The sequence below is a fragment of the Pseudomonas sp. N040 genome, from assembly GCF_015637705.1.
Classification (GTDB): domain Bacteria; phylum Pseudomonadota; class Gammaproteobacteria; order Pseudomonadales; family Pseudomonadaceae; genus Aquipseudomonas.
The window spans coordinates 345,910-368,118 of record NZ_JADOBE010000003.1; the positions used below are offsets into that span (position 1 = coordinate 345,910).

At 66.5% G+C, this 22,209-nt stretch carries 20 protein-coding genes; 10 read left to right on the plus strand and 10 right to left on the minus strand.

Annotation, left to right across the window (positions count from 1 at the left end; all coding sequences use genetic code 11):
• Positions 1-21 precede the first annotated feature (21 nt).
• The 5 genes from ISX93_RS06965 to ISX93_RS06985 are packed head-to-tail and all read right to left on the minus strand — an operon-like array spanning position 22 to position 5,664.
• Positions 22-1,044, minus strand: a complete 1,023-nt coding sequence (locus tag ISX93_RS06965; protein WP_195777982.1) for an AAA family ATPase — start codon at positions 1,042-1,044, stop codon at positions 22-24.
• Complete coding sequence (locus ISX93_RS06970) at positions 1,034-2,395, minus strand: DUF4350 domain-containing protein (protein WP_195777983.1); 1,362 nt, start codon at positions 2,393-2,395, stop codon at positions 1,034-1,036. The genes ISX93_RS06965 and ISX93_RS06970 overlap by 11 nt, the downstream gene beginning before the upstream one ends.
• Positions 2,392-3,972 carry a DUF4129 domain-containing protein gene (locus ISX93_RS06975; RefSeq protein WP_195777984.1) on the minus strand — a complete coding sequence of 527 codons (1,581 nt, stop codon included), beginning with the start codon at positions 3,970-3,972 and terminating at the stop codon, positions 2,392-2,394. The genes ISX93_RS06970 and ISX93_RS06975 overlap by 4 nt, the downstream gene beginning before the upstream one ends.
• Entirely contained in the window at positions 3,959-4,939 is a 981-nt protein-coding gene (locus ISX93_RS06980) for a stage II sporulation protein M (protein WP_195777985.1), read from the minus strand. Before ISX93_RS06980 ends, ISX93_RS06975 begins: the two co-directional genes overlap by 14 nt.
• The gene (locus ISX93_RS06985) at positions 4,936-5,664 is read right to left on the minus strand and encodes an RDD family protein (RefSeq protein WP_195777986.1); all 729 of its coding nucleotides are present in this window, start codon (positions 5,662-5,664) and stop codon (positions 4,936-4,938) included. The genes ISX93_RS06980 and ISX93_RS06985 overlap by 4 nt, the downstream gene beginning before the upstream one ends.
• A gap of 194 nt (positions 5,665-5,858) precedes the next feature.
• Between ISX93_RS06985 and sbcB the strand changes: the two genes are divergently transcribed.
• A complete protein-coding gene (sbcB, locus tag ISX93_RS06990) occupies positions 5,859-7,304 on the plus strand; it encodes an exodeoxyribonuclease I (RefSeq protein WP_195777987.1) in 1,446 nt (481 codons plus the stop codon).
• A gap of 318 nt (positions 7,305-7,622) precedes the next feature.
• Here the strand turns inward: sbcB and mvaT are convergent, their stop codons facing one another.
• Positions 7,623-7,997 (minus strand): histone-like nucleoid-structuring protein MvaT, encoded by a 375-nt coding sequence (mvaT, locus tag ISX93_RS06995; RefSeq protein ID WP_195777988.1) that lies wholly within the window; start codon positions 7,995-7,997, stop codon positions 7,623-7,625.
• 392 nt (positions 7,998-8,389) lie between these two features.
• Between mvaT and purU the strand changes: the two genes are divergently transcribed.
• The 3 genes from purU (at position 8,390) to ISX93_RS07010 (ending at position 11,355) form a co-directional block, all read left to right on the plus strand.
• Positions 8,390-9,241 (plus strand): formyltetrahydrofolate deformylase, encoded by an 852-nt coding sequence (purU, locus tag ISX93_RS07000; protein ID WP_195777989.1) that lies wholly within the window; start codon positions 8,390-8,392, stop codon positions 9,239-9,241.
• Positions 9,242-9,275: 34 nt separating this feature from the next.
• Positions 9,276-9,692, plus strand: coding sequence for a CBS domain-containing protein (locus ISX93_RS07005; protein ID WP_195777990.1), 417 nt, complete (start codon positions 9,276-9,278; stop codon positions 9,690-9,692).
• A 181-nt stretch (positions 9,693-9,873) separates the two neighbouring features.
• Positions 9,874-11,355 carry a helicase HerA-like domain-containing protein gene (locus tag ISX93_RS07010; protein ID WP_195778026.1) on the plus strand — a complete coding sequence of 494 codons (1,482 nt, stop codon included), beginning with the start codon at positions 9,874-9,876 and terminating at the stop codon, positions 11,353-11,355.
• A 208-nt stretch (positions 11,356-11,563) separates the two neighbouring features.
• Here the strand turns inward: ISX93_RS07010 and ISX93_RS07015 are convergent, their stop codons facing one another.
• From ISX93_RS07015 to ISX93_RS07030, 4 genes are all read right to left on the minus strand, one after another.
• Complete coding sequence (locus ISX93_RS07015) at positions 11,564-11,764, minus strand: hypothetical protein (RefSeq protein ID WP_195777991.1); 201 nt, start codon at positions 11,762-11,764, stop codon at positions 11,564-11,566.
• An 84-nt stretch (positions 11,765-11,848) separates the two neighbouring features.
• Positions 11,849-12,259 carry an META domain-containing protein gene (locus ISX93_RS07020; RefSeq protein ID WP_195777992.1) on the minus strand — a complete coding sequence of 137 codons (411 nt, stop codon included), beginning with the start codon at positions 12,257-12,259 and terminating at the stop codon, positions 11,849-11,851.
• Positions 12,260-12,263: 4 nt separating this feature from the next.
• On the minus strand, positions 12,264-12,710 hold the full coding sequence (locus ISX93_RS07025) for a hypothetical protein (RefSeq protein ID WP_195777993.1): 447 nt from the start codon (positions 12,708-12,710) through the stop codon (positions 12,264-12,266).
• A gap of 50 nt (positions 12,711-12,760) precedes the next feature.
• Positions 12,761-15,031, minus strand: a complete 2,271-nt coding sequence (locus tag ISX93_RS07030; protein ID WP_195777994.1) for a response regulator — start codon at positions 15,029-15,031, stop codon at positions 12,761-12,763.
• 228 nt (positions 15,032-15,259) lie between these two features.
• Here ISX93_RS07030 and ISX93_RS07035 point away from each other — a divergent pair, with 228 nt between their 5' ends.
• The 6 genes from ISX93_RS07035 to ISX93_RS07060 all read left to right on the plus strand — a co-directional run bounded on the left by ISX93_RS07035 (position 15,260) and on the right by ISX93_RS07060 (position 22,170).
• Positions 15,260-15,877, plus strand: a complete 618-nt coding sequence (locus ISX93_RS07035; protein ID WP_195777995.1) for a hypothetical protein — start codon at positions 15,260-15,262, stop codon at positions 15,875-15,877.
• Positions 15,878-16,042: 165 nt separating this feature from the next.
• On the plus strand, positions 16,043-16,936 hold the full coding sequence (gene cysM / locus ISX93_RS07040) for a cysteine synthase CysM (protein WP_195777996.1): 894 nt from the start codon (positions 16,043-16,045) through the stop codon (positions 16,934-16,936).
• 51 nt (positions 16,937-16,987) lie between these two features.
• The gene (rlmD, locus tag ISX93_RS07045; RefSeq protein ID WP_195777997.1) at positions 16,988-18,346 is read left to right on the plus strand and encodes a 23S rRNA (uracil(1939)-C(5))-methyltransferase RlmD; all 1,359 of its coding nucleotides are present in this window, start codon (positions 16,988-16,990) and stop codon (positions 18,344-18,346) included.
• A 79-nt stretch (positions 18,347-18,425) separates the two neighbouring features.
• Positions 18,426-20,672, plus strand: coding sequence for a GTP diphosphokinase (gene relA, locus ISX93_RS07050; RefSeq protein WP_195777998.1), 2,247 nt, complete (start codon positions 18,426-18,428; stop codon positions 20,670-20,672).
• Positions 20,673-20,702: 30 nt separating this feature from the next.
• A complete protein-coding gene (mazG, locus tag ISX93_RS07055; RefSeq protein WP_195777999.1) occupies positions 20,703-21,533 on the plus strand; it encodes a nucleoside triphosphate pyrophosphohydrolase in 831 nt (276 codons plus the stop codon).
• A gap of 91 nt (positions 21,534-21,624) precedes the next feature.
• Complete coding sequence (locus ISX93_RS07060; RefSeq protein ID WP_195778000.1) at positions 21,625-22,170, plus strand: DUF2058 domain-containing protein; 546 nt, start codon at positions 21,625-21,627, stop codon at positions 22,168-22,170.
• Positions 22,171-22,209: the final 39 nt, after the last annotated feature.

Here is a 22,209-nt window from a genome sequence, read left to right on the forward strand (position 1 = left end):
CGAAAAAGCCAGGCGACCAGCTCATAGCCGCGGCGCCGGTACCTGATCGATCAGCTGGCGCAACACCTGGTCCACGCTCAGCCCCTCGATATCCAGTTCCGGCGACAGCCGCACGCGATGGCGCAGCACCGCCAGGGCGCAGCCCTTGACGTCGTCCGGCAGCACGAACTCGCCGCCGCGCAGCAGGGCCCGGGCACGCCCGCCGCGCACCAGAGCGATCGAGGCGCGCGGGCCGGCGCCGAGCATCAGCCCCGGCCAGCTGCGCGTGGTGCGCGCCAGACGCACGGCGTAGTCGAGGACCTGAGCGTCGATCGGCAGGTCGCTGGCGATCTTCTGCAGCGCCAGCACATCGCGCGGTTGCAGCAGGGTGCGCAGCGCCGCCACGTCGAGGATCTCGCCGCGAACCGAGCGGGTGACCTGGCGCACCATCTCCAGTTCCTCGGCATGCTGCGGGTAGTCGATGCGCAGCTTGAGCATGAAACGGTCGAGTTCCGCCTCCGGCAGCGGGTAGGTGCCTTCCTGCTCGATCGGGTTCTGCGTGGCCATCACCAGGAACGGCAGCGGCACCGGCAGCGGGCGGCCCTCGAGGGTCACCTGGCGTTCCTGCATGACTTCCAGCAGCGCCGCCTGGGTCTTGGCCGGCGCGCGGTTGATCTCGTCGGCCAGCAGCAGGTTGCAGAACACCGGGCCCTTGCGCAGCTTGAACTGCTCGGACTGCAGGTCGTAGACCGCATGCCCGGTGACGTCGCTGGGCATCAGGTCGGGGGTGAACTGGATGCGCGCGAACTCGCCGCCGAAGCAGCGCGCCAGGGCCCGCACCAGCAGGGTCTTGCCCAGTCCGGGGATGCCCTCGACCAGCACGTGACCACCGGCGAGCAGCGCCGTCAGCAGGTCGTCGATCACCGCAGTCTGGCCGATCAGGGCCTTCTGCAGTTCTGCGCGCAACGCCTGGGCCAGCTGGCTGGCGCGCTGGCGCTGGCTGCTGCTGGTGCCGGGCGCGGCCGTTGCGCTGCTGACGTCGGGTACTACGGGTTCATCGCTCATGGGTGTTTCCTGATCGGGCAAGTGGGGTAGGCACTACGGCTTTTTCGGGGGCTGGCCGGCGCGTCGCGGCGCCGGGTGGGGTGGCACTGGCGCTGCCGCGGTCGAGGCGGTTGCGCAGGTTCTGCAACTGGTGGACCTGGCGGGTGAAGGCACTGGCGGACAATGGCGCTGGCGCCGGCGGACGCATCAGCGGGCTGATGCTGCCGGCCGGCAGGCGGCTGAAACGGGCGAGCAGCTGCCATTGCTCGGCGATCGGCAGGCGCTCGAAGCCCGGATGGCGGCGTTTGGCCTGCTGGCAGATATCCTGCTGCAGGTCGGCCAGCAGGCCCGCCTGGCCGCCGTGCCGCAGCAGGAAGTCGGCGCTGCCGCGCAGGTGTTCTTGCAGTTGCCGGCGGTCCCGGCTGGCCGGTGCCAGCAGCGGCCCCTGGCGCACGCCGTGGTAGCCAAGGCTCAGTAACAGGAGCACAGCCAGGGCGCTCAGGGCCTGCGGGAAGTGCCGCAGCAGCAGGCCGGGCAGGCTGTCGCGATCGGCACGGTAGACCAGCAGCACCTGGCTGTCCTGGGTCAGGTACCAGAGCAGCCAGGCGTTGTCCTGCTGGTCGATCTGCGGGTTTTCCCATAGCCAGGCATCGGTCAGCACGGTGACCAGGCCGGCGCCGGCGAACAGCTGCAGCATGTGCGTGGCGGCGCCGCTGTTGGCCCAGGCATGGGCGCGGTTGTGGCTGTCGTTGAGGTGGAAGCGGGTGTCGAAGCCGGCATAGGCCGGGGCTTCTTCGTCGGGCAGGTAGAGCTTGGTCAGCTCCGGGTAGTGGTCGCTCTCGTCCGCATCGGCGGCGTCTGCCTGAGCGGGTGGCGCGGCCGGGTTGGCGGAGTTTGCAGCGGCCTCGTCGGTGGGCGCTGGCGCAGCGTCCGCCGGGGCTGGCGGCTCGAGGTCCTCGCTGAGGATCTGCTTGATGCCCAGCGGATCGAGCAGGGGATCGCCGCTGCCGGCCTTCTCCGCGTCCCACAGGCGCTCGGCGACCAGCACCAGATGGCCGCCCCGGTGGGTCCAGTCCATCAGCTGGCGAACCTGTCCGGCAGGCATGCCCTGGCGGTCGCTGAACAGCAGCAGGGTCTGGCCCTGGCTGGGCAGGCTGGCCAGCTGGCGCAGGTCGTCGGCATGCTCGACCTTGACCCCGCGCTGGCGCAGGAAGGCTTCGGCGGCCAGGTACGGGTTGGCCGCGACTTCCGGGGCCGGGCCATGCTTGCGGATTTCCTCGTAGGGTTGCAGGTGGCCCAGCAGGTAGATGGCCAGCAGCCCGAGCAGCAGCAAGGCCGCGGCGCCCAGGTAGAAGCGCTGCTGCCGGCTCATGCGCCGTGCTCCCCGGCGAACAGTTCACGCCAGTCGCGGCAGAGCTGCTGGCCGACGGCGGCCGGTGGCAGCCGGTGGCCATAGGCCAGGCCCTGCCAGTGGCGGGTCAGTTGCAGGCTGTACTGGCTGAGCTGCGGCTGATCGAGCTGGCTGACCAGCTGCAGCACTTCGTTCTCGGTGCTCGAGCTTTTCAGCGGCAGGCGGAAATCCTCCAGCAGGCGACTGAGCAGGCCGCGGTAGAGCAGGCCGAGGGCTTCGCGTGGCTGGCTGGCCCAGAGCCGTTCGGCGCTGCCGGGGATGTCCGCGGGCAGGCTTGCCGGCGCGACCTGCAGGCCGAACAGCAGCGCCGGCGTGGCGCCAGCCTGGCCGGCGGACCGGCGCAGGCGGTGGCCGAAGGTCTGCAGCCACTCGCGGTAGCGCCAGGCCAGCAGGGCCAGCAGGCAGAACAGGCCGCTCCACAGCAGGGCCTCGAGCAGCCGCGCCAGCCATTCGAGGCTGCCCAGCTGGGCGAGCAGGCGCAATAGGTTTTTCAGTCCCTGCAGCAGGCTGCCGTCAGCCGCCGGTTGCGCCTGTCCGGCAGCGGCATCGCCGAGCCGCCAGCGGGTCACGCTTTCGCGGTTCTCGAACGGCGGCTGGTCGAGCAGCGTGGCGATCTGCTCGCGCGCGGCGGCGCTGCTCAGGGCCTGGTGTTGCAGGCGCGGCTTGTCCGGGCCGAGCGGGTCGTCGAAGGGCAGCGGGCAGCTGCTGGCGCTGTCGGCCGCCCACAGCGGGGCGGGGAGCTGGGCCAGCAGCAGGGCTACCCCGAGCAGCAGCGCAGCGGCCGAACCGCCAAGTCGCTGGCGCAGCCGGCGGAACTGCAATTCGATGTCCCAGGCTTCCAGGGTGGTGCGGCGGTTCAGGTAGAGGCTGAAACCGCAGGCGACGTACACCGGCTCCCAGACGCACAGCACCAGGACATACAGCAGGTTGGACAGGTGCTCCAGCCAGAGCCAGTTGGCGCTGTTGACGTCTAGCAGGTCCTGCCATTGCCAGTCGATCGCCAGCTGCGCCGGCAACAGCAGATAGAGCAGGGCCAGCAGGCCGAGCCAGAGGGCTGTTTCGATGTGCATGCCGACCACCGTGAGCCAGCTGGCGACCCCCGTATCGCGCTGGCCGAGCACCACCAGGCGCTGGCTGCGCGCGGCGCCGGACAGGCCTTCGAGTTGCAGCACCGGCAGGTCGAAGCTGCGCGTCGGGCTCAGGCGGCGCCAGGTCAGGCTGGCCAGCAGTTGCGGCTTGAGCAGGGCCGGCAGCGCGCGCAGGGCGCCAGCCAGGCTTGGCCGGTCGCCAAACAGCGAGCGCGACAGGATATGCAGCGGCAGGCGCTCGAAGGCCGGCTTCAGCCACCAGAACAGCAGCAGCGCCCAGGACGGCGATTGCCACAGCAGCAGGCTCAGCAAGACGAACAGCGGCAGGGTCAGCACCGCCCAGCTGGCGATCAGCAGTCCGGCATCGCGGCGCGCCAGCAGCACACCGAGATCCAGCGCTTCCCAGGCGCTGCGCGGGCGGATCGCCGCATTGGCGTCAGTCAGGCGCATGCGCGTGTCTTCCGGAGAATTCCAGGTAGGCCAGCACCAGCAGCCAGAGCCCGGCCCCCGCTGCGTACTTCAGGGTCGCGCCGGCATAGGTCAGCGAAGACCAGTAGGCCTCGATGAAGGCGGCGAGCAGCAGGAACAGCACGGCGCCGCCGAGCAGCTGGATGGCCCGCTGGGCGGCCAGGCGCAGCGCTTCGCCACGCGTGTAGCGCCCCGGCGCGAGCAGTGCCCAGCCGAGCATCAGGCCGGCGGCACCGGCCAGCACGATGGCGTTCAGCTCGAAGGCACCATGCCCGATGACGAACGACCAGAAACTCTCGCCATAGCCGATCTGGCTCAGGTGGCCGGCCACGGCGCCGATCATCAGGCCGTTGAAGACCAGGAAGAACAGGCTGCCGAGCCCCAGCAGCAGGCCACTGGCGAAGGTCTGAAAGGCGATGCCGATGTTGTTCATGATGTAGTAGCCGAACATCACCCAGTCGTCGGCCGAACCGCGCTCGGCGAAGCGGCCCAGGCGCTGGGCGTCCGGGTCGTACATCGACTCCAGGGCCTGCACCTGCGCCGGGTCGATGACGCTGTAGACCAGCTCGGGCACCCAGTACACCAGCAGGCCCATGCCCAGCAGGCCGCCGTAGAAGCACAGGCTGGCGGCCAGCACGAAACGCCATTCGCGGCGCACCTGGCGGGCGAAGCCGCCGAGGACGAAGGCCAGCAGGCGCGGGCCCAGATGGCTGCGGTGACGGTAGAACTGCTGGTGGCCGCGCAGGGCCAGCTGCTGCAGGCGCTCGACCAGCTGGCTGCTGTAGCCGCGCGCCTCGGCCAGCGCCAGCTGCCGGCAGATCTGCCGGTACTGGCTGGCGAACTCGCTGCAGTCCTGGCCGGCCAGCTGGTTGCGCTCGAGCGCCGTGAGCTGGCCGGCGAAGCGCTGCCAGGCGGCCTGGTGGCGGTGTTCGAAAGCGGCCTGCTTCATGTCAGCAGTCCGCGGGCGATGCCGTTGAGGCGCGCCTCGGCCTGTTCGGCCGGTACCTTGAGCACGTCCGCGAGGATCCCCGCGAGTTCCTCACGGCGCGCCGGCGTCAGGCTGTGCTGGCGTTCGGCAAATGCCAGGATGGCGCGCTGCTCGTCGAGGCCGAGGGCGAAGGGTGCCCGTTCGGCGGGTACTGCCGGCGCCTGCTGGGTGCTCGCCGGCAGGTCGCGATAGACCACCAAGGTGCCGGCGGCCAGGTCACCCAGGCGCTTGCAGGCCGGATGGCTCAGGCAGCTGAGAATGCCCAGGGTGTAGCCGAACGGCAGCAGGTCGACGAAGCGCAGCAGGTTGCGCGTCAGCGCGGCGGCCCAGCCCACCGGCGTGCCATCGTCATGGATGACCCGCAGGCCGAGGAGCTGCTTGCCCGGCGAGCGGCCCTGGTTGAACACCTCGAACAGCACCATGTACCACCAGGTGACCAGGAACAGCAGGATGGTCCCCAGGCCCATGCCGAGCTCGCCGAGCATCCCGAGGGCCACGTAGAGCACCAGCAGCAGCGCCGCGCGGATGCCCAGGTCAATGGCAAAGGCCAGTGCGCGCGGCACCAGACCGGCCGGGCGCAGCACTAGGTCGATGCCTTCCGGGGTTTCCACCCGCAGACAGGTATCCAGCAGGGCGGCAGCGGCACTGTGCGGGGCGGGGGTGGCAGGCGGGGCGGTTGGCGACATGCGAGGACTATGCAGGTAAAGCCCGATGCTAGCCAGCCAGGCCCGGCGAAGCAACCGCCAAGCCAGTGGTTCGGGCGCAGTGCGCGGCGTCCGCAGGCGCCGGCAATGGAAGGCAAAGCAGCCGTTAGCAGGCAGTCCGGCTAAACTCGGCGTCTCCCTGCCCAGCGCTTGGGGCTTCTGATAAGGAATCTGACTTGGCTTCGACAATTTTCTGGTACGACTACGAAACCACCGGGATCAATCCGCGCTGTGACCGGCCGTTGCAGGTGGCGGGTATCCGCACCGATGAGGCACTCAACGAAATCGGCGCGCCGCTGAACCTGTACTGCCGGTTGGCCGATGACATCCTGCCGCACCCGATGGCCTGCCTGATCACCGGCATCACTCCGGCGCGCTTGCACGAGCAGGGGCTGTGCGAGGCCGAGTTCATCACCCGCCTGCATGCCGAGCTGGCACTGCCGGGCACCTGCACGGCGGGTTACAACAGCCTGCGCTTCGACGACGAGCTGACCCGCTACAGCCTGTATCGCAACTTCTTCGACCCCTATGCCCGCGAGTGGCAGGGCGGCAACAGCCGCTGGGACCTGATCGACCTGATGCGCAGCGTGTATGCCCTGCGCCCAGAAGGCATCGAGTGGCCGCAGGAGGACGGCCGGGTCAGTCTCAAGCTGGAGCGGCTCACCGCCGCCAACGGCATCGAGCACGGCCAGGCACATGATGCGCTGGCCGACGTGCGTGCGACCATTGCGCTGGCACGGCTGGTGCGTGAACGGCAGCGCAAGCTGTATGACTACCTGTTCGACCTGCGCAACAAGGCGCGGGTGCAGGAGCGCATCAAACTGCTGCAACCGCTGCTGCACGTGTCCGGACGCTTTGCCGCGGCGCGCAGTTATCTGTCGGTGGTGCTGCCGCTGGCCTGGCACCCGCAGAACAAGAACGCCCTGATCGTCTGCGACCTGCAGGCCGACCCGCAACCTTTGCTGGAAGAGACCGCGGAGACCTTGCGCCAGCGCCTGTACAGCCGCCGCGAGCAACTGGGCGAGGGCGAACTGCCGGTGCCGCTGAAGTTGCTGCATATCAACCGTTGCCCGGTGGTGGCGCCGCTGTCGGTGCTGCGTGCCGAGGATATCCAGCGCCTCGGCCTGGACTTGCCGGCCTGCGAGGTCCGCCGCGCCCTGCTCGAGCAGCAGGCGGCGGTCTGGCAGGCCAAGCTGCCGCTGCTATATGGCAAGGAAGCCTTTGTTCCCAGCGCGGATCCCGAGCAGCAGCTGTATGACGGCTTCATCACCCCGCGCGACCGTGACCTGTGCACCCGGGTGCGCGCTGCCGAACCGGAAAGCCTGGCGACGCAGGCCTGGCCGTTTGCCGATGCGCGCCTGCCCGAGTTGCTGTTTCGTTATCGGGCGCGCAACTTCCCGCACACGCTCAGCACTGTCGAGCAGCAGCAGTGGCAATTGTTCTGCCAGCAGCGCTTGTGCAATAGCGAGATGGGTGCCCCCATTACCCTGGACGGGTTTTATCAGGCGCTGCTGGCAGTGGGTGATTCAATAACGGCAGGGCAGCGGCAAATACTGGCCGACTGGCGTGAATATGCCGGGCAATTGCAACAACGGGTGGGCCTGGATAAACCGGCAGGCTGAGTTCGCTGTTGGTCGCGGTTAAGTGGAAGTTGCATGCATGGTTTGCGTTGTAAATAAGAATGCTGCCATTGCCGAATGCAAAAGAGCACTTAGACGAACCAATTCATAACGAGTACAGCGCACTAAAAAGTGCTATGTACCAATTAACTGTTGGGGGTCGATTTTGTAGGGTGGGCTTCAGCCCACCGCCGCTGAATCAGGGTCCTGGTGGGCTAAAGCCCGCCCTACGGTTTGTGCCCAACTCGTAACGGGGGCATAGCAATAAAAAACGCCAGCAATGCTGGCGTTTTTTATTGCTAGCGCTTGCTGCTGAAGTGCTTAGCCGACCAGCTTGGCCCAGCTTTCAACCACGGCAGCGCCCCACTTGGCTTTCCACTCTTTCAGGGTCTTGTGATTGCCGCCCTTGGTTTCAATCACTTCGCCGGTATTGGGGTTGGCGTACTGCTTCATCTTGCGGGTGCGCTTGCCGGCAACCGGCTTGGCAGCACGTACGCTTTTGCCGGCACGCGATTCCGGATCGAGCAGGGCAATGATATCCGGCAGGGCCTTGTTGTATTCGCCCATGAGAGCACGCAGTTTGCCTTCGAACTCAAGTTCCTTTTGCAGCTTTTCGCTTTGCTTGAGGTCGTTCAGGCGGGCCTGAAGTTGCTTGATGGCTTCTTCGGTGTCGCGGTATTCATTGATCAGGGACATATTGCTTACCTTGCAGGTGGCGGGATTGGAAATTCAGTGGGGCAATATTAGATAGCGAATATTGTTATGTAAACCATTCATCTGGAGTTTTCATAAAACGGTTTTTAGTCGACAAGTTTAAACATATCAAAAATGGATGTTGTGTATTGGCTGAACAGTATTGTCCGGCAGCTGTTCTTATCGTGCGTCTGGCCGCGCAGGTGCCCTTGCCGGATTATTCCGTCAGGCATTAATTGATTTATCCGCTGCCAGTCAGGCAGTTGCCGCCTGTGGTTTTCCGGCAAGCCGGGCGCCCTGGCAGAGTTGGCGGCGAGTATCCAGCGCACAGCGTGATGGCGTTTTTGTCGGCGCTGGCTAGAATGGCCGCCTTCATCCATTTTGGGAGTTTGAGGATGCGCACGTTTCGCCTGGTAATCGCCTGTCCGGATCGCGTCGGGATCGTTGCCAAGGTCAGCAACTTCCTGGCCACCTATAACGGCTGGATTACCGAGGCCAGTCACCACTCGGATACCCACAGTGGCTGGTTTTTCATGCGCCATGAGATCCGCGCCGATTCCCTGCCGTTCGACCTGGCCGGTTTCACCCAGGCCTTTGCGCCGATTGCGCGGGAATTTTCCATGGTCTGGCGGGTCACCGATTCGGCACAGAAGAAGCGCGTGGTGCTGATGGCCAGCCGCGAGTCGCACTGCCTGGCGGACTTGCTGCACCGCTGGCACAGCGACGAGCTGGATTGCCAGATTCCCTGCGTCATCTCCAACCATGACGACCTGCGCAGCATGGTCGAATGGCATGGCATCCCGTTCTTCCATGTGCCGGTCAACCCGCAGGACAAGTCGGCAGCCTTTGCCGAGGTCGCGCGACTGGTCGATACCCATGCGGCGGATGCCGTGGTGCTGGCGCGCTACATGCAAATCCTGCCGGCGGAGATCTGCCAGCGCCTGGCCGGGCGGGTGATCAACATCCACCACAGCTTCCTGCCGTCCTTCGTCGGGGCCAAGCCGTACCACCAGGCCTCTTTGCGCGGGGTCAAGCTGATCGGCGCGACCTGCCACTACGTCACCGACGAACTGGATGCCGGGCCGATCATCGAGCAGGATGTAGTGCGCATCAGCCACAGCGACAGCATCGAGGATCTGGTGCGCCTGGGCCGTGATGTGGAGAAAATGGTGCTGGCGCGTGGGCTACGCTATCACCTTCAGGATCGCGTGCTGGTACACGACAACAAGACGGTGGTGTTTGCCTGAGTCGCCGCTATCCAGGGTTCAAGGAGAACTGTAGATGCTCAACTCGATCACCGTGCGCGATTATATGACCCGCCACCTGCTGACGTTTCACGCCGATACGGATCTGTTCGCGGCCATCGACCGGTTGCTGGAGCATCGCGTGCATGCCGCGCCGGTGGTGGATGAGCATGGCCACCTGATCGGCCTGCTGTCGGCGGATGATTGTCTGAAGAACATCATCGACGGCACCTATTACGAGGAGGTTGGCGGTAGCGTCGGTGCCAGCATGATGCGTGAGGTGTTCTCGATTTCTCCGGAGACCGACATCATGCAGGCCACCGAGTTGCTGGTGCGTGGCGGACGGCGCTGTTTGCCGGTGGTCGAGAATGGCAAGCTGATTGGCCAGGTGAGCCGGCATGACCTGCTGCGTGCGGTCAAGCAATTTGCCCAGCACCAGCACGACAAGCGCTGAGTCGATGAGTGATCCGCGCCAGCGCGCTGCCGCAGCGCCGCTGCCAGTGACAGGCGAGGGCTGCACCCGACGCTTCGATCCGGAGGCCCTGTCCGATGCGCATGGTGCCGATTTTTCCGCGGCCGCCGCGCTGTGGCGCAAGCTGCATGTGTCCCATCATCCATTAGCAGGGAGTGACGCCATGCCGGCGGAAAATTCATTGATACTCGGGGCTGATCCGGCCGCTCAGCCGGTTGCCCAGTCGCTCAAGCTGGCCAACCGCCACGGCCTGATCGCCGGGGCCACCGGTACCGGCAAGACCGTGACCCTTCAGCATCTGGCCGAAGCCTTCAGCGATGCCGGGGTCGCGGTGTTTGCCGCGGATATCAAGGGCGACCTCTGCGGCCTCGGTGCAGCCGGCAATCCGCAGGGCAAGGTGGCCGAGCGGATTGCCGGTATGCCCTGGCTGGGGCACCGGCCGCAGGCTTACCCGGTGACCCTCTGGGATGTGGCCGGCCGCAGTGGTCACCCGCTGCGTACCACCATCAGCGAAATGGGCCCGTTGTTGCTGGCCAATCTGCTGGAGCTCACCGACAGCCAGCAGGCCGCCTTGTACGCGGCATTCCAGGTGGCCGACCGCGAAGGCCTGCTGCTGCTGGATTTGAAGGATCTCAAGGCGTTGCTCAATCACCTGGCCGCGCATCCCGAACTGCTCGGCGAAGACCGCGCGCTGTTCACCAATGCCTCGGCGCAGGCGTTGCTGCGGCGCCTGGCCAGTCTCGAACAGCAGGGTGCCGAGGCGCTGTTCGGCGAGCCGGCGTTTCAGCTCGAGGACCTCCTGCACCCGGATGCCGACGGCCGCGGGCGCATTCACCTGCTTGATGCCAGCCGGCTGGTGCACGAGGCGCCAAAGGTCTACGCGACCTTCCTGCTGTGGCTGCTGGCCGAACTGTTCGAGCAATTGCCCGAGCGTGGGGATGCCGACAAGCCGCTGCTGGCGCTGTTTTTCGATGAGGCGCACCTGCTGTTTGCCGACACGCCCAAGGCCCTGCAGGAGCGTCTCGAGCAGGTGGTGCGGCTGATCCGCTCCAAGGGCGTGGGGGTGTATTTCGTCACCCAGTCGCCGGGCGACCTGCCGGACAGCGTGTTGGCCCAGCTCGGCCTGCGCATCCAGCACGGCCTGCGCGCCTTCACTGCGCGCGAGCAGAAATCCCTGCGCGCGGTGGCCGATGGCTTCCGCCCCAATCCGTCACTGGATGTGCTGGCGGTACTCACCGAACTGGGTATCGGCGAGGCGCTGGTCGGTACCCTGGAAGACAAGGGCACGCCGGCGCCGGTGCAACGGGTGGCGATTGCACCACCGCAGTCGCGCATCGGTCCGCTGAGCGAGAGCGAACGTGCCGAGCTGATCCGTCGCTCGCCACAGGCCGGGCGCTACGACCGCGCGTTTGATCGCGAGTCGGCCTACGAGATGCTGCAGGCGCGGGCAGCCAGTGCTGCCGCGCCGGCGCCGGAGGCTGCAGGCCAGCCAGCGGCCGGGGCCGCAGCCGGTGGTTTCGCCGACATGCTCGGCAGCGCCGCCGGCAAGGTCCTGCAGAGCGCCGCGCGGCAGGCCGCCAACCAGATTGGCCGCGAGCTGGTGCGCGGCCTGCTCGGCTCCCTGCTCGGCGGCCGGCGGCGCTGAGCGGCCGCCCCGCTGGGGCGGGCAACAGCTCGCGCCGGGGGCGGCGTTCCTGCAACAGGGCCAAGGCAGCGGCACCGGGACGGGAAGGCTTTTGATGCTGTTGTAGGAGCGGCGCCCTCGCCGCGAAAGGGCCGGCACCGAGCTGCCAGCCCAGCCCAGCGCAACAGCTAGCGCCGGCTACGGTCGAACCGGTTAGTCCAGGACTGGATCAGTCAGCGTCGTCCTTGCGTTGCTTCTCGATCTTCTCCAGTTCTGCACTGAAGGCCTGGTCGATCAGGCTGGGGCGCTTGCGCCAGGGCTTGCGCTCGGGTTCCGGCTGGGCGGCGTAGGTGGTCACCTCGCCTTTGTAGATTTCCTTGAAGCGCTGCGCCTGGCGCTCGAGTTCGGCGCGGAGCTGGTCTTTGGTCACGGGATGTTCCTGTTGCTCGGGTCCTTGGCGGGTTGGGTCATCAGCGCCGTCAGGCGCGCTTTTGTGGGCAGCTGGGTTGCCGGCTCAGTTGTCTTCGGGCCACATGCGCAGCGGCTTGCCTTCGGCGGGCCACAGTTGCAGCTGGTTGGTCGCTGACACATCCCAACGCTGCACCTTGCCGAGGGCCTCGAGGAAGGCTTGCTCCTGCTCCATCAACGCCGGGGCGCACATCATGCGCGTGCTGCCGGCCTGGCCGAAACTGATCTGCTGGTCCTTCAGGGTGTAGGCGGCAAACCAGTGGTTGCAGCCGGCCGTGCCGAACGCACGGCCATCTTCATCGAGGGTGATGGTCAGGTAGCTGTTGTCGATCAGCGGGCGCCCGCCGATCCACTCCACCACATAGGTGCGGTTGGGCTCCAGCTTGAGCGCATCGCTGGCGCAGCCGGCCAGGCCAAGACTGGCGCCGAGCATGAGCAGGGTGGCAAGTTTCTTCATCGGGTTACCTCTGGGCTTGGTTGACAGACTGGCATGCCGGACACAGGTGCTTGCCGTCGCGGCTGCGCCAGCCGAGCGCGTTGATCCGCTGTTCGGCCGCCGGCGCACGGGCCTTCTGGCCCAGCGCGGCGTCGACCGCGAACTCGAAGTCGAGCTGCTGGCCGCAGCCGTCGCAGTCGACTTTCCAGTTGAGAATAGCCAGTTCGGCGAAAACCGGACCGCGAGCCACGGCAACCCACTGGCCGGGCGGGCTGATCAGGTGGCGAACCTTGTCCACACTCAGCTGCAGGCACAGGTCGCGGCTGCCCTTGAGGGTGACCAGCAGCTCGTCGCCGCTCTGGATCGAGCCGCCGGTTCCGGTGACCTGATAGCGCCCCGGGGACAGGGCGCGGCACTCGTTGAGGGTATGTTCCGGGTTGAACAGGGTGTAGCGAAAATCGTGTTGGGCCATGGGTCCTCCGCCTGGATGCGGCATAGTGCCTTAAATCAGTGTGCCTTGAATCAGTGACAGATTGAACTGCTGCCGGCGGTCGGTTGCGCCGCGGCTGCCTGCAGCAGGCAGCAGATGGCGCTGTCCAGCTGGTCCAGCGCCTCGCCGTTGTACGCGGCATCCTGCCTGAGCAGGTTCTCGCACTGCTGGCAGGCGGCGCGCAGCTGCGGGACGCCACAGTAGCGGGTAGCGCCGAGCAGGCGATGCACGCGCTCGGCCAGCCGCTGATGGGCCTGGCTGGCGCGGGCCTGGCGCAGCGCGGCCTGCTCGTCGTGCAGTGTGGCCAGAAACATGGCCAGCAGATCCTTCGCCAGCTCGGCGTTGCCAGCGGCCAGGCGCAGGCCCTCGGCCTCGTCGAGGATGGCGGGCATTTCGGCCGGACTGGCCGGTCCGGCTGGCGCTGCCGGTTCGGTCAGCGCCGCCAGCAGGTTTTTCCCGGTCCACTGCTGAATCAGCCGCGCCAGTTGCTGTTCGCTGATGGGTTTGCTGCGGTAGTCGTCGAGGCCGGCTTCGCGCAGCGCGCGTTGCTGGCCCGGCAACGCATGGGCGGTCAGCGCAATGACCGGCACTGCCGGCAGCTGCAGCTCCTGCTCGCGCTGGCGGATCGCCCGGGTAGCCTGGAGGCCGTCCATGCCAGGCATCTGGATATCCATCAGGATCAGCTCGAAGTGGTCTTCTGCTACCGCCTGCAGCGCTGCGTAGCCGCTGTCGACGGCCATCACCCGCGCCCCCAGGTTGCCCAGCAGGGTTTCGACCAGCAGCAGGTTCACCGGGTTGTCATCCACGCACAGTATCCGTGGCGGTTCGTCGGTTACCGGCGCGCGCGCCTGCCGGGAGCTGACCAGGCCCGGCGCGAGCAGTTCGCCCAGCGCCTGCAGCAGCTTGCGGGTAGCGGCAGGCTTGAACTGCAGCAGGCCCCCGGCATCCTGCAGGGCATCCGCGAACAGCGGCTGCTCGGTGGTCGGGCACAGCACCAGGGCCGGGCAACCGTGCTGGCGCAGTTGCTGCAGGTAGCCGGCGAGCTGTTCGGCGGGCAGCGTGCGCTGGCTGGTGCCGATCACGGCCAGCTCCGGCGCTTGCGAACCGAGGGCCTGCAGCAGTTCCTCCATGCTGGCAAAGCCGCACACCTCGACGCCGCAGTCGGCCAGCTGATGCTGCAGCGACTGTTGTGCCAGTGGATGGGCTTCGAAGACGGCCACGCGCCGCCCGCGCAGGACTGCCGGTGGCAGCGCGTCGGGTTGGCTGGCCTTGGCCAGGCGCAGGCTGATCCAGAACTCCGCGCCTTCACCGGGCACGCTGTCGATGCCGATCGAGCCGCCCATCAGGCCTATCAGGTGCTGGCAGATCGTCAGCCCCAGCCCGGCGCCACCGGCCTGGCGGGTCAGCGAGTTGTCGGCCTGGTTGAAGGCGTCGAACAGCCGCTGCGCTGCCGCCGGTTCCAGGCCGATACCCGAATCCTGCACGCTGATGCGCAGCTCGACGACATCCTCGTGCTCGTCCTCCAGCATGGCGCGCACCACCACGCTGCCGTGGGCGGTGAACTTGATGGCGTTGTTGATCAGCTGGCCGAGGATCTGCTGCAGGCGCAGCGGATCGCCGATCAGCATGGTCGGGGTGTCGCGGTATACCAGGCTGACCAGCTCCAGGTGTTTCTCGTGGGCCGCCGGTGCCAGCAGCGCCAGGCTGTCCTGGACCAGGTCGCGCAGGTTGAACACGCTGCTGTCCAGTTGCACCTGGCCATTCTCCAGGCTGGCAAAGTCGAGGACCTTGCCGAGCAGGCCGAGCAGGTTGCCGGCCGACTGCTGGATGGTCTGCAGGTAATCGCGCTGCCCGGCGTCGAGGGCGGTTTTGCCCAGCAGATCGGCAAAGCCGAGGATGCCGTTGAGCGGCGTGCGCAGTTCGTGACTCATGTTGCTGAGGAACTCCGCCTTGCTGCGGTTCGCCTCCCGGGCCTGCTGGCGCAACAGCTGCAGTTCGAAGTGCTGGATGTCGAGGCTGTCGCGGCTCTGCTGTTCGCTCGCGGGTTCTGGCGGGGTGCCGTTGCCCTGCTGCCGAGCCAGCGCTTGCTGCAGTTGCAGCTCGATGGCATGCGCCCAGCGCAGGGCCAGCAGGCTGCCCAGACCCGGCACCAGCAGGGCCGGCCCCAGGGCGAGCAGCGCAGGGTACCCGTCTGGCAGCGGGATGGGCGCCAGCACGAGCCAGCCGAGCAGGCTGGCCAGCAGGCCGGCGGGAAGCAGGGAAAGCAGGAGCAGCCGGCTCCTGATGCTGAGTTCCTTGAACACGGGGTTCTCCAGCGTGTAATCCGGTGGCCAGTCTAACGACTTGCCCACTGCCGCGAACAGCCATCATTGCCCTGTAGCGGCGCAATTCTGCTCCTGCGTTTGCCCGGAGCAAGACGGCCCCGGGCGGCACCCGGCAGCCAGGCAGGGAGTTGATCCTGGCGATTTTAGAACCGAGGCTGGCTGCTGTACTATCCGCCGTCCCTATAGTCCCTTACAAGGTTGATTCCCATGCAGCGCAGTGCCAAATCCCTTGCTCAATTGTCGCTGGTTTCCTGCGCAGCCGTTTTCCTGCTGGCTTGCGCCACCCAGCACGATGATGAGCTGCAAAGTACAACCGTGACGTCCGAGGTGTTCCTGCCCGGCAAGCCGGGCAGCATCAGCACCAACGTCACTACCATCGAAGCCGATGTCATCAAGATCGACTACAGCACGCGCGAGGTGACCTTGCAGGACGAGCAAGGCAACAAGAAAACCCTGCACATAGATCGTGAAGCGACCAACTTTGCGCAGGTCAAGGTCGGCGATCACGTGGTGTTGCAGAGCGCGGTGGAAATGGCGGTATTCCTGCCCAAGGACAAGTCGAAAGCGATCAACGCCGAACGCAGTGTCGCGCTCAAGGCGCCACAGGGCGAGAAGCCGGCCTTTCTGGTTGCCGAGACAACCGAAACCAAGGCGGTGATCACGGCGATTGATCTGGCTACCCGCAAGGCCTCGCTGACCTTCGAGGATGGCCGTGTGGACTCCTTCGTGGTTCGCCCGGATGTGCAGTTGAGCGAGACCATGGTCGGCCAGAGCATCGTCATCCTCATGACCAATGCCACCGCACTGTCGGTTACTTCGAAGTAACCCGGCCTGCAGCAGCTTTCTGCCGGTTGCTGGCGCATTCGCCGGACAAGCCGGCAGGCTGCGGTAGCACGCGGTCTGACAGCCGGTGATACATCTGCCGATATGGCGTCCAGCGGTTTGTCGCTATCATGGGCACCCCTTTGTAGCCGGATCGTCGTTGCCGCCATGACCCAGCAGTTCCCGACCATTGCCGATTGCATCGGCAACACCCCGCTGGTGCGCCTGCAGCGCCTGCCGGGCAAGACCTCGAATACCCTGCTGGTCAAGCTGGAGGGCAACAACCCGGCCGGTTCGGTCAAGGATCGTCCGGCGCTGTCGATGATCAGCCGCGCCGAGCTGCGCGGTGATATCCGCCCGGGCGACACGCTGATCGAGGCGACTTCCGGCAACACCGGCATCGCCCTGGCCATGGCTGCGGCGATCAAGGGTTACCGCATGATCCTGATCATGCCGGACAGCTCCACCGCCGAGCGCAAGTCGGCGATGAGCGCCTATGGCGCCCAGCTGATCCTGGTCGACGGCATGGAGACCGCCCGCGACCTGGCCCTGCAGATGCAGGCCGAGGGCCGGGGCAAGGTGCTCGACCAGTTTGCCAACCATGACAACCCGCTGGCGCACTACAGCAGCACCGGCCCGGAGATCTGGCAGCAGACCGGCGGGCGGATCACCCATTTCATCAGCTCGATGGGCACCACCGGCACCATCATGGGGGTGTCGCGCTACCTCAAGGAGCAGAGCCCGGCGGTACAGATCATCGGCCTGCAGCCGCAGGAAGGCTCGGCGATTCCCGGGATCCGCCGCTGGCCGCAGGAATACCTGCCGCAGATCTTCGATGCCGCGCGCGTCGACCGGGTGATCGACATGGGCCAGGAGGAGGCCGAGCAGGTCATGCGTCGCCTGGCCCGCGAGGAAGGCATCTTCTGCGGGGTGTCCTCGGGCGGTTCGGTGGCGGCCATGCTGCGCCTGTCGCAGGAGGTCGAGAACGCGGTGATGGTGGCGATCATCTGCGACCGCGGCGATCGCTATTTATCGACCGGTGTTTACGACACACCGGAATAATTCTTACAGCCAGGCGTGCAGGCGAAACGTCGGGCTTTGCGGGTATCCATAGTGGCCAAGAAAAGTACCGGACTGCGCTTTCAAGACGCCGGTGGCAGCAAAGCGACGGGCTTGCCGGTGGGCAAGAAGCAGCTGCTGTCGATCGACAAACTGGCCAATGACGGGCGCGGCATCGGTCACGCCGAGGGCCGCACCTGGTTTGTCGCCGGGGCCCTGGCCGGTGAGCAGGTCGAGGCGCGGGTGCTGGCTGCACGCAGCAAGGTGGTCGATGCGCGTGTCGAGCGCGTGCTGCAGGCCAGCCCGCTGCGCCGCGTGCCGGCCTGTGCGGTGGCCGGGCGCTGCGGCGGCTGCACCCTGCAGCACTTGCCGCATGCCGAACAATTGCAGCTCAAGCAGCAGAGCCTGGCAGAACAGCTGCAGCGGATCGCCGGGGTGCAGCCACTGGAATGGGCCGCACCGCTCACCGGGCCGGAACTGGGCTACCGGCGCCGCGCGCGCATCGCGGTGCGCTGGGATGTCCGGCAGAAGCGCCTGGAGGTCGGTTTTCGCGCGGCCGCCAGCCAGGACATAGTGCCGATCGGCGCCTGCCCGGTGCTGGTGCCCGAGTTGCAGGCCATCGCCGCGGCGCTGCCGGCGCTGCTGCAGAGCCTGCAGCGGGCGGCCCGGGTCGGGCATGTGGAACTGTTCAGCGGCAGCACGCGGGTGTTGCTCCTGCGGCATACCGCGGAACTGCCGGGCGAAGATGTCGAGCGGGTACGCCGCTTTTGCGCGGAACATGACGCACAACTCTGGTGGCAGGGCGAGGGCCAGCCGGTGCCGGATGACCCGGCGGCCAGCGCCGGTTTCGCCCTGGACGGCTTCGACCTGCAACTGGCCTGGCGCCCGGGGGATTTCGTCCAGGTCAATGCGCCGATCAACGCCGCCATGCTCAGGCAGGCGCTGGACTGGCTGGCGCCGCAGGCGGAGGAGCGGGTGCTCGACCTGTTCTGTGGCCTGGGCAACTTTGCCCTGCCGCTGGCCCGGCGGGTGCGCGAGGTGGTGGCGGTGGAGGGCGTGGCGAGCATGGTCGAGCGCGCCCGGGCGAATGCCCTGGCCAACGGCCTGGACAACCTGCAAGTGTGCCAGGCCGATCTGTCACAACCCCTGGCGCCGGCCGGCTGGGCGCAGGGCGGGTTTGCCGCCGTGCTGCTCGATCCGCCGCGCGACGGGGCGCTACAGGTGGTGCGGCAGATGAGTGCACTCGGCGCGCAACGGCTGGTCTATGTGTCATGCAATCCGGCCACCCTGGCGCGCGATGCCGCCGAGCTGATCGGTCAGGGCTACCGTCTGCAACGTGCGGGAATTCTCGACATGTTTCCGCAAACGGCGCATGTCGAGGCCATGGCATTGTTTGCAAGGGCATCAGCGTAGGGCGGGTGCAACCCGCCGCGAGCTGGTTACGCAGGTTGCAGCCGTCCCATACCAGGGTTGGGCAACAGGAGGAAGCAAGATGGTTCAGGTCAGGGTGCAACAGCCTCTCAATACCGATGGCAGCATCAATCTGGATGCCTGGCTGGATCATGTGGTCAGCGTCGATCCGGCGCTGGATCGCCAGGCCCTGAAGGCGGCCTGCGAGTTCGCCCGCAATGCCGAGCAGCAGGCCAACGCGGCGCAGAATCGCTGGTCGGAGGGCAGCTCGGGGTTCCGTACCGGGCTGGAAATCGCCGAGATTCTCGCCGACCTGAAACTCGACCAGGACTCGCTGGTGGCCGCCGTGGTGTATCGCGCGGTACGCGAGGGCAAGACCAGCCTGGAAGAGGTGCAGCAGCAGTTTGGCCCGGTCGTCGGCAAGCTGGTCGATGGCGTGCAGCGCATGGCGGCGATCAGTGCCAGTCTGAGTCCGCGCAAGTCGATGGTGCTGGGGGCCCAGGCGCAGGTGGAGAACCTGCGCAAGATGCTGGTGGCGATGGTCGATGACGTGCGCGTGGCGCTGATCAAGCTGGCCGAACGGACCTGTGCGATCCGCGAGGCGAAGCACGCCGATGACGAGAAACGCCATCGGGTGGCCCGCGAAGTCTTCGACATCTATGCGCCGCTGGCGCACCGCCTGGGTATCGGGCATATCAAGTGGGAACTGGAAGACCTGTCGTTCCGCTACCTGGAGCCGGAACAGTACAAGCAGATCGCCCATTTGCTGCACGAGCGCCGGCTCGACCGCGAGCAGTACATCGCCGGCGTGATGCAGCAGTTGCGCGATGAGCTGGCGGCCACCGGGATCAAGGCGGATGTCAGCGGCCGGGCCAAGCACATCTATTCGATCTGGCGGAAGATGCAGCGCAAGGGCCTGCAGTTCAGCCAGATCTACGATGTGCGCGCGGTGCGCGTGCTGGTCCCGGAAGTGCGCGATTGCTACACCGCGCTGGGCATCGTGCACACCCTGTGGCGGCACATTCCCAAGGAATTCGACGACTACATCGCCAACCCCAAGGAGAACGGCTACCGCTCGCTGCATACCGCGGTGCTCGGCCCGGACGGCAAGGTGCTGGAAGTGCAGATCCGCACCCATGCCATGCACGAGGAAGCCGAGCTGGGGGTGTGCGCGCACTGGCGCTACAAGGGCACCGACACCAAGGCCGGTTCCAGCCAGTACGAGGAGAAGATTTCCTGGCTGCGCCAGGTGCTGGAATGGCACGAGGAACTCGGCGACATCGGCGGCCTGGCCGAGCAGCTGCGCGTGGATATCGAGCCGGACCGGGTCTATGTGTTCACCCCCCACGGCCACGCCATCGACCTGCCCAAGGGCGCCACGCCGCTGGACTTCGCCTACCGCGTGCATACCGAGGTCGGCCACAACTGCCGCGGGGCCAAGGTCAACGGGCGCATCGTGCCGCTCAGCTACAGCCTGCAGACCGGCGAGCAGGTGGAGATCATTCGCGGCAAGCACGGTGCGCCGAGCCGCGACTGGCTGAACAGCAACCTGGGCTACATCACCACCTCGCGGGCACGGGCGAAGATCGTCCACTGGTTCAAGCTGCAGGCGCGCGACCAGAACGTCGCGGCCGGCAAGGGCATGCTCGAGCAGGAGTTCCAGCGCCTGGCGTTTCCGCACCTGGACGTGGAGAAACTCGCCGAGAAATGCAACCTGAAGACCGCCGAGGACATGTACGCCGCCCTCGGCGCCGGCGACCTGCGCCTGGCCCAGGCGATCCATCATGCCGAGCAGATGCTCGAGCCGGAACGCGGCAGCCAGCAGCTCGAGCTGATTCCGCGGCGCAGCAGCGCCACGCGGCCGGGCCGCCGCGGCGATATCCAGATCGAGGGTGTCGGCAACCTGCTGACGCAGATGGCCGGCTGTTGTCAGCCGCTGCCCGGTGACCCGATCGTCGGCTACATCACCCACGGCCGCGGCGTCACCATCCATCGCCAGGACTGCGCCACCGGCCTGCAGCTGGCCGGTCGCGAGCCGGAGCGGATCATCCAGGTCAACTGGGGCCCGGTGCCGGAGCAGACCTATCCGGTGGAGATCATGATCCGCGCCTACGACCGTTCCGGGCTGCTGCGCGATGTGTCGCAGGTGCTGCTCAACGAGAAGATCAACGTGCTGGCGGTGAATACCCGCTCGAACAAGGACGACAACACGGCGAGCATGCTGCTGACCATCGAGATCCCCGGGCTGGATGGCCTCGGCCGGCTGCTCGGGCGGTTGGCCCAGTTGCCCAATATCATCGAGGCCCGGCGCAACCGGCATACCGCTTAACAGCTAGCCCGGCGCTCCAGAGGATCATCCATGTACCAGCTCAACGACCTGCTCTACCTGATGCAGCGCCTGCGCGATCCGCAGAGCGGCTGCCCGTGGGATCTCCAACAGACCTACGCGAGCATCGTGCCCTACACCCTGGAAGAGGCCTACGAAGTGGCCGACGCCATCGAGCGCGGGGACTTCGAGCACCTGCCGGGCGAGCTCGGCGACCTGCTGTTCCAGGTGGTGTATTACAGCCAGCTGGCCAGCGAGGAGGGGCGCTTCGGCTTTGCCGAGGTGGTGGATGGCATCACCCGCAAGCTGGTACAGCGCCATCCGCACGTGTTTCCGGAGGGCGACCTGCGCGCCACGGCCACTGCGCAGAGCCTGGCCGAGGCGGCGGTCAAGCAGCGCTGGGAGGAGTTGAAAGCCGCGGAGCGCGCCGCCAGGGCCAGCGTCCCGGAACAGCTCTCGCTGCTGGATGATGTGCCGGCCGCCTTGCCCGCCCTGAGTCGCGCCGGCAAGGTGCAGAAGCGTGCCGCTCAGGTCGGCTTCGACTGGCCGGCGGCGTTGCCGGTGCTGGACAAGGTGCGCGAGGAGCTGGATGAGGTGCTGGAGGCCATGGCGGCCGACGATGCGCCGGCCGTGGCCGATGAGCTGGGCGACCTGCTGTTTGCCGTGGTCAATCTGGCCCGTCACCTCAAGCTGGATGCGGAAAGCGCCCTGCGCCTGGCCACGGCCAAGTTCGAGCGGCGCTTCCGCATGATCGAACAGACGTTGCGTGAACGGGGTGTGCCCATCGAGAATTGCAGCCTGGAGCAGCTGGACGCCCTCTGGGCTGAAGTCAAACAGCAGGAAAAAGCCGCCCCGGGCTGTTAATGGATTGCAGGGCGTTTTCGCAAAATGGGCGCCACACTCCGTGTGGCCCGGCTACCGAATATCCGCTAAACCGACGAGACCGAATAATTTTATGAGCATGTCCCTCCGCGACCAGTTGCTGAAAGCCGGCCTGGTCAATGAAAAGCAGGTCAAGCAGGCTGGCAAGCAGCAGAAGAAGCAGCAACGCCTGGAAAAGAAAGGCCAGGTCGAAGTCGACGACACACAAAAACAGGCCGCCGCGCAGGCGCTGGCGGAGAAGGTCGCGCGGGATCAGGAACTGAATCGCCAGCAGCAGGAAAAGGCTGAGCAGAAGGCGCGTGTGGCGCAGATCAAGCAGTTGATCGAGACCACCCGCCTGCCCAAGCTGACCACCGAGGACTACTACAACTTCGTCGATGACAAGAAGGTCAAGCGCCTGTCGGTCAACGCGCTGATGCGCAACAAGCTCAGCAGCGGTGCGCTGGCCATCGTGCGGCATGGCGGCGGCTACGAGGTGGTGTCGCGCGATGTGGCGCTGAAGATCCAGGAGCGTGATGCGCGGCGTATCGTCCTGCTCAACAGCGTGACCGAGGAAGCGGATGCGGATGCGGAAGATCCGTACGCCGCCTACCAAGTGCCGGATGACCTGATGTGGTAATCATCCGGTGCAAAGGCTATGTCTGCATTAGCGGTTGAG

Excerpts from the sequence above, each read along its gene's own strand:
- ISX93_RS06965 (WP_195777982.1), bottom strand. The coding sequence starts at position 1,044 with ATGAGCGATGAACCCGTAGTACCCGACGTCAGCAGCGCAACGGCCGCG.
- ISX93_RS06970 (WP_195777983.1), bottom strand. The coding sequence starts at position 2,395 with ATGAGCCGGCAGCAGCGCTTCTACCTGGGCGCCGCGGCCTTGCTGCTG.
- ISX93_RS06975 (WP_195777984.1), bottom strand. The coding sequence starts at position 3,972 with ATGCGCCTGACTGACGCCAATGCGGCGATCCGCCCGCGCAGCGCCTGG.
- ISX93_RS06980 (WP_195777985.1), bottom strand. The coding sequence starts at position 4,939 with ATGAAGCAGGCCGCTTTCGAACACCGCCACCAGGCCGCCTGGCAGCGC.
- ISX93_RS06985 (WP_195777986.1), bottom strand. The coding sequence starts at position 5,664 with ATGTCGCCAACCGCCCCGCCTGCCACCCCCGCCCCGCACAGTGCCGCT.
- mvaT (WP_195777988.1), bottom strand. The coding sequence starts at position 7,997 with ATGTCCCTGATCAATGAATACCGCGACACCGAAGAAGCCATCAAGCAA.
- purU (WP_195777989.1), top strand. The coding sequence starts at position 8,390 with ATGCGCACGTTTCGCCTGGTAATCGCCTGTCCGGATCGCGTCGGGATC.
- ISX93_RS07005 (WP_195777990.1), top strand. The coding sequence starts at position 9,276 with ATGCTCAACTCGATCACCGTGCGCGATTATATGACCCGCCACCTGCTG.
- ISX93_RS07010 (WP_195778026.1), top strand. The coding sequence starts at position 9,874 with ATGCCGGCGGAAAATTCATTGATACTCGGGGCTGATCCGGCCGCTCAG.
- ISX93_RS07020 (WP_195777992.1), bottom strand. The coding sequence starts at position 12,259 with ATGAAGAAACTTGCCACCCTGCTCATGCTCGGCGCCAGTCTTGGCCTG.
- ISX93_RS07025 (WP_195777993.1), bottom strand. The coding sequence starts at position 12,710 with ATGGCCCAACACGATTTTCGCTACACCCTGTTCAACCCGGAACATACC.
- ISX93_RS07035 (WP_195777995.1), top strand. The coding sequence starts at position 15,260 with ATGCAGCGCAGTGCCAAATCCCTTGCTCAATTGTCGCTGGTTTCCTGC.
- cysM (WP_195777996.1), top strand. The coding sequence starts at position 16,043 with ATGACCCAGCAGTTCCCGACCATTGCCGATTGCATCGGCAACACCCCG.
- relA (WP_195777998.1), top strand. The coding sequence starts at position 18,426 with ATGGTTCAGGTCAGGGTGCAACAGCCTCTCAATACCGATGGCAGCATC.
- mazG (WP_195777999.1), top strand. The coding sequence starts at position 20,703 with ATGTACCAGCTCAACGACCTGCTCTACCTGATGCAGCGCCTGCGCGAT.
- ISX93_RS07060 (WP_195778000.1), top strand. The coding sequence starts at position 21,625 with ATGAGCATGTCCCTCCGCGACCAGTTGCTGAAAGCCGGCCTGGTCAAT.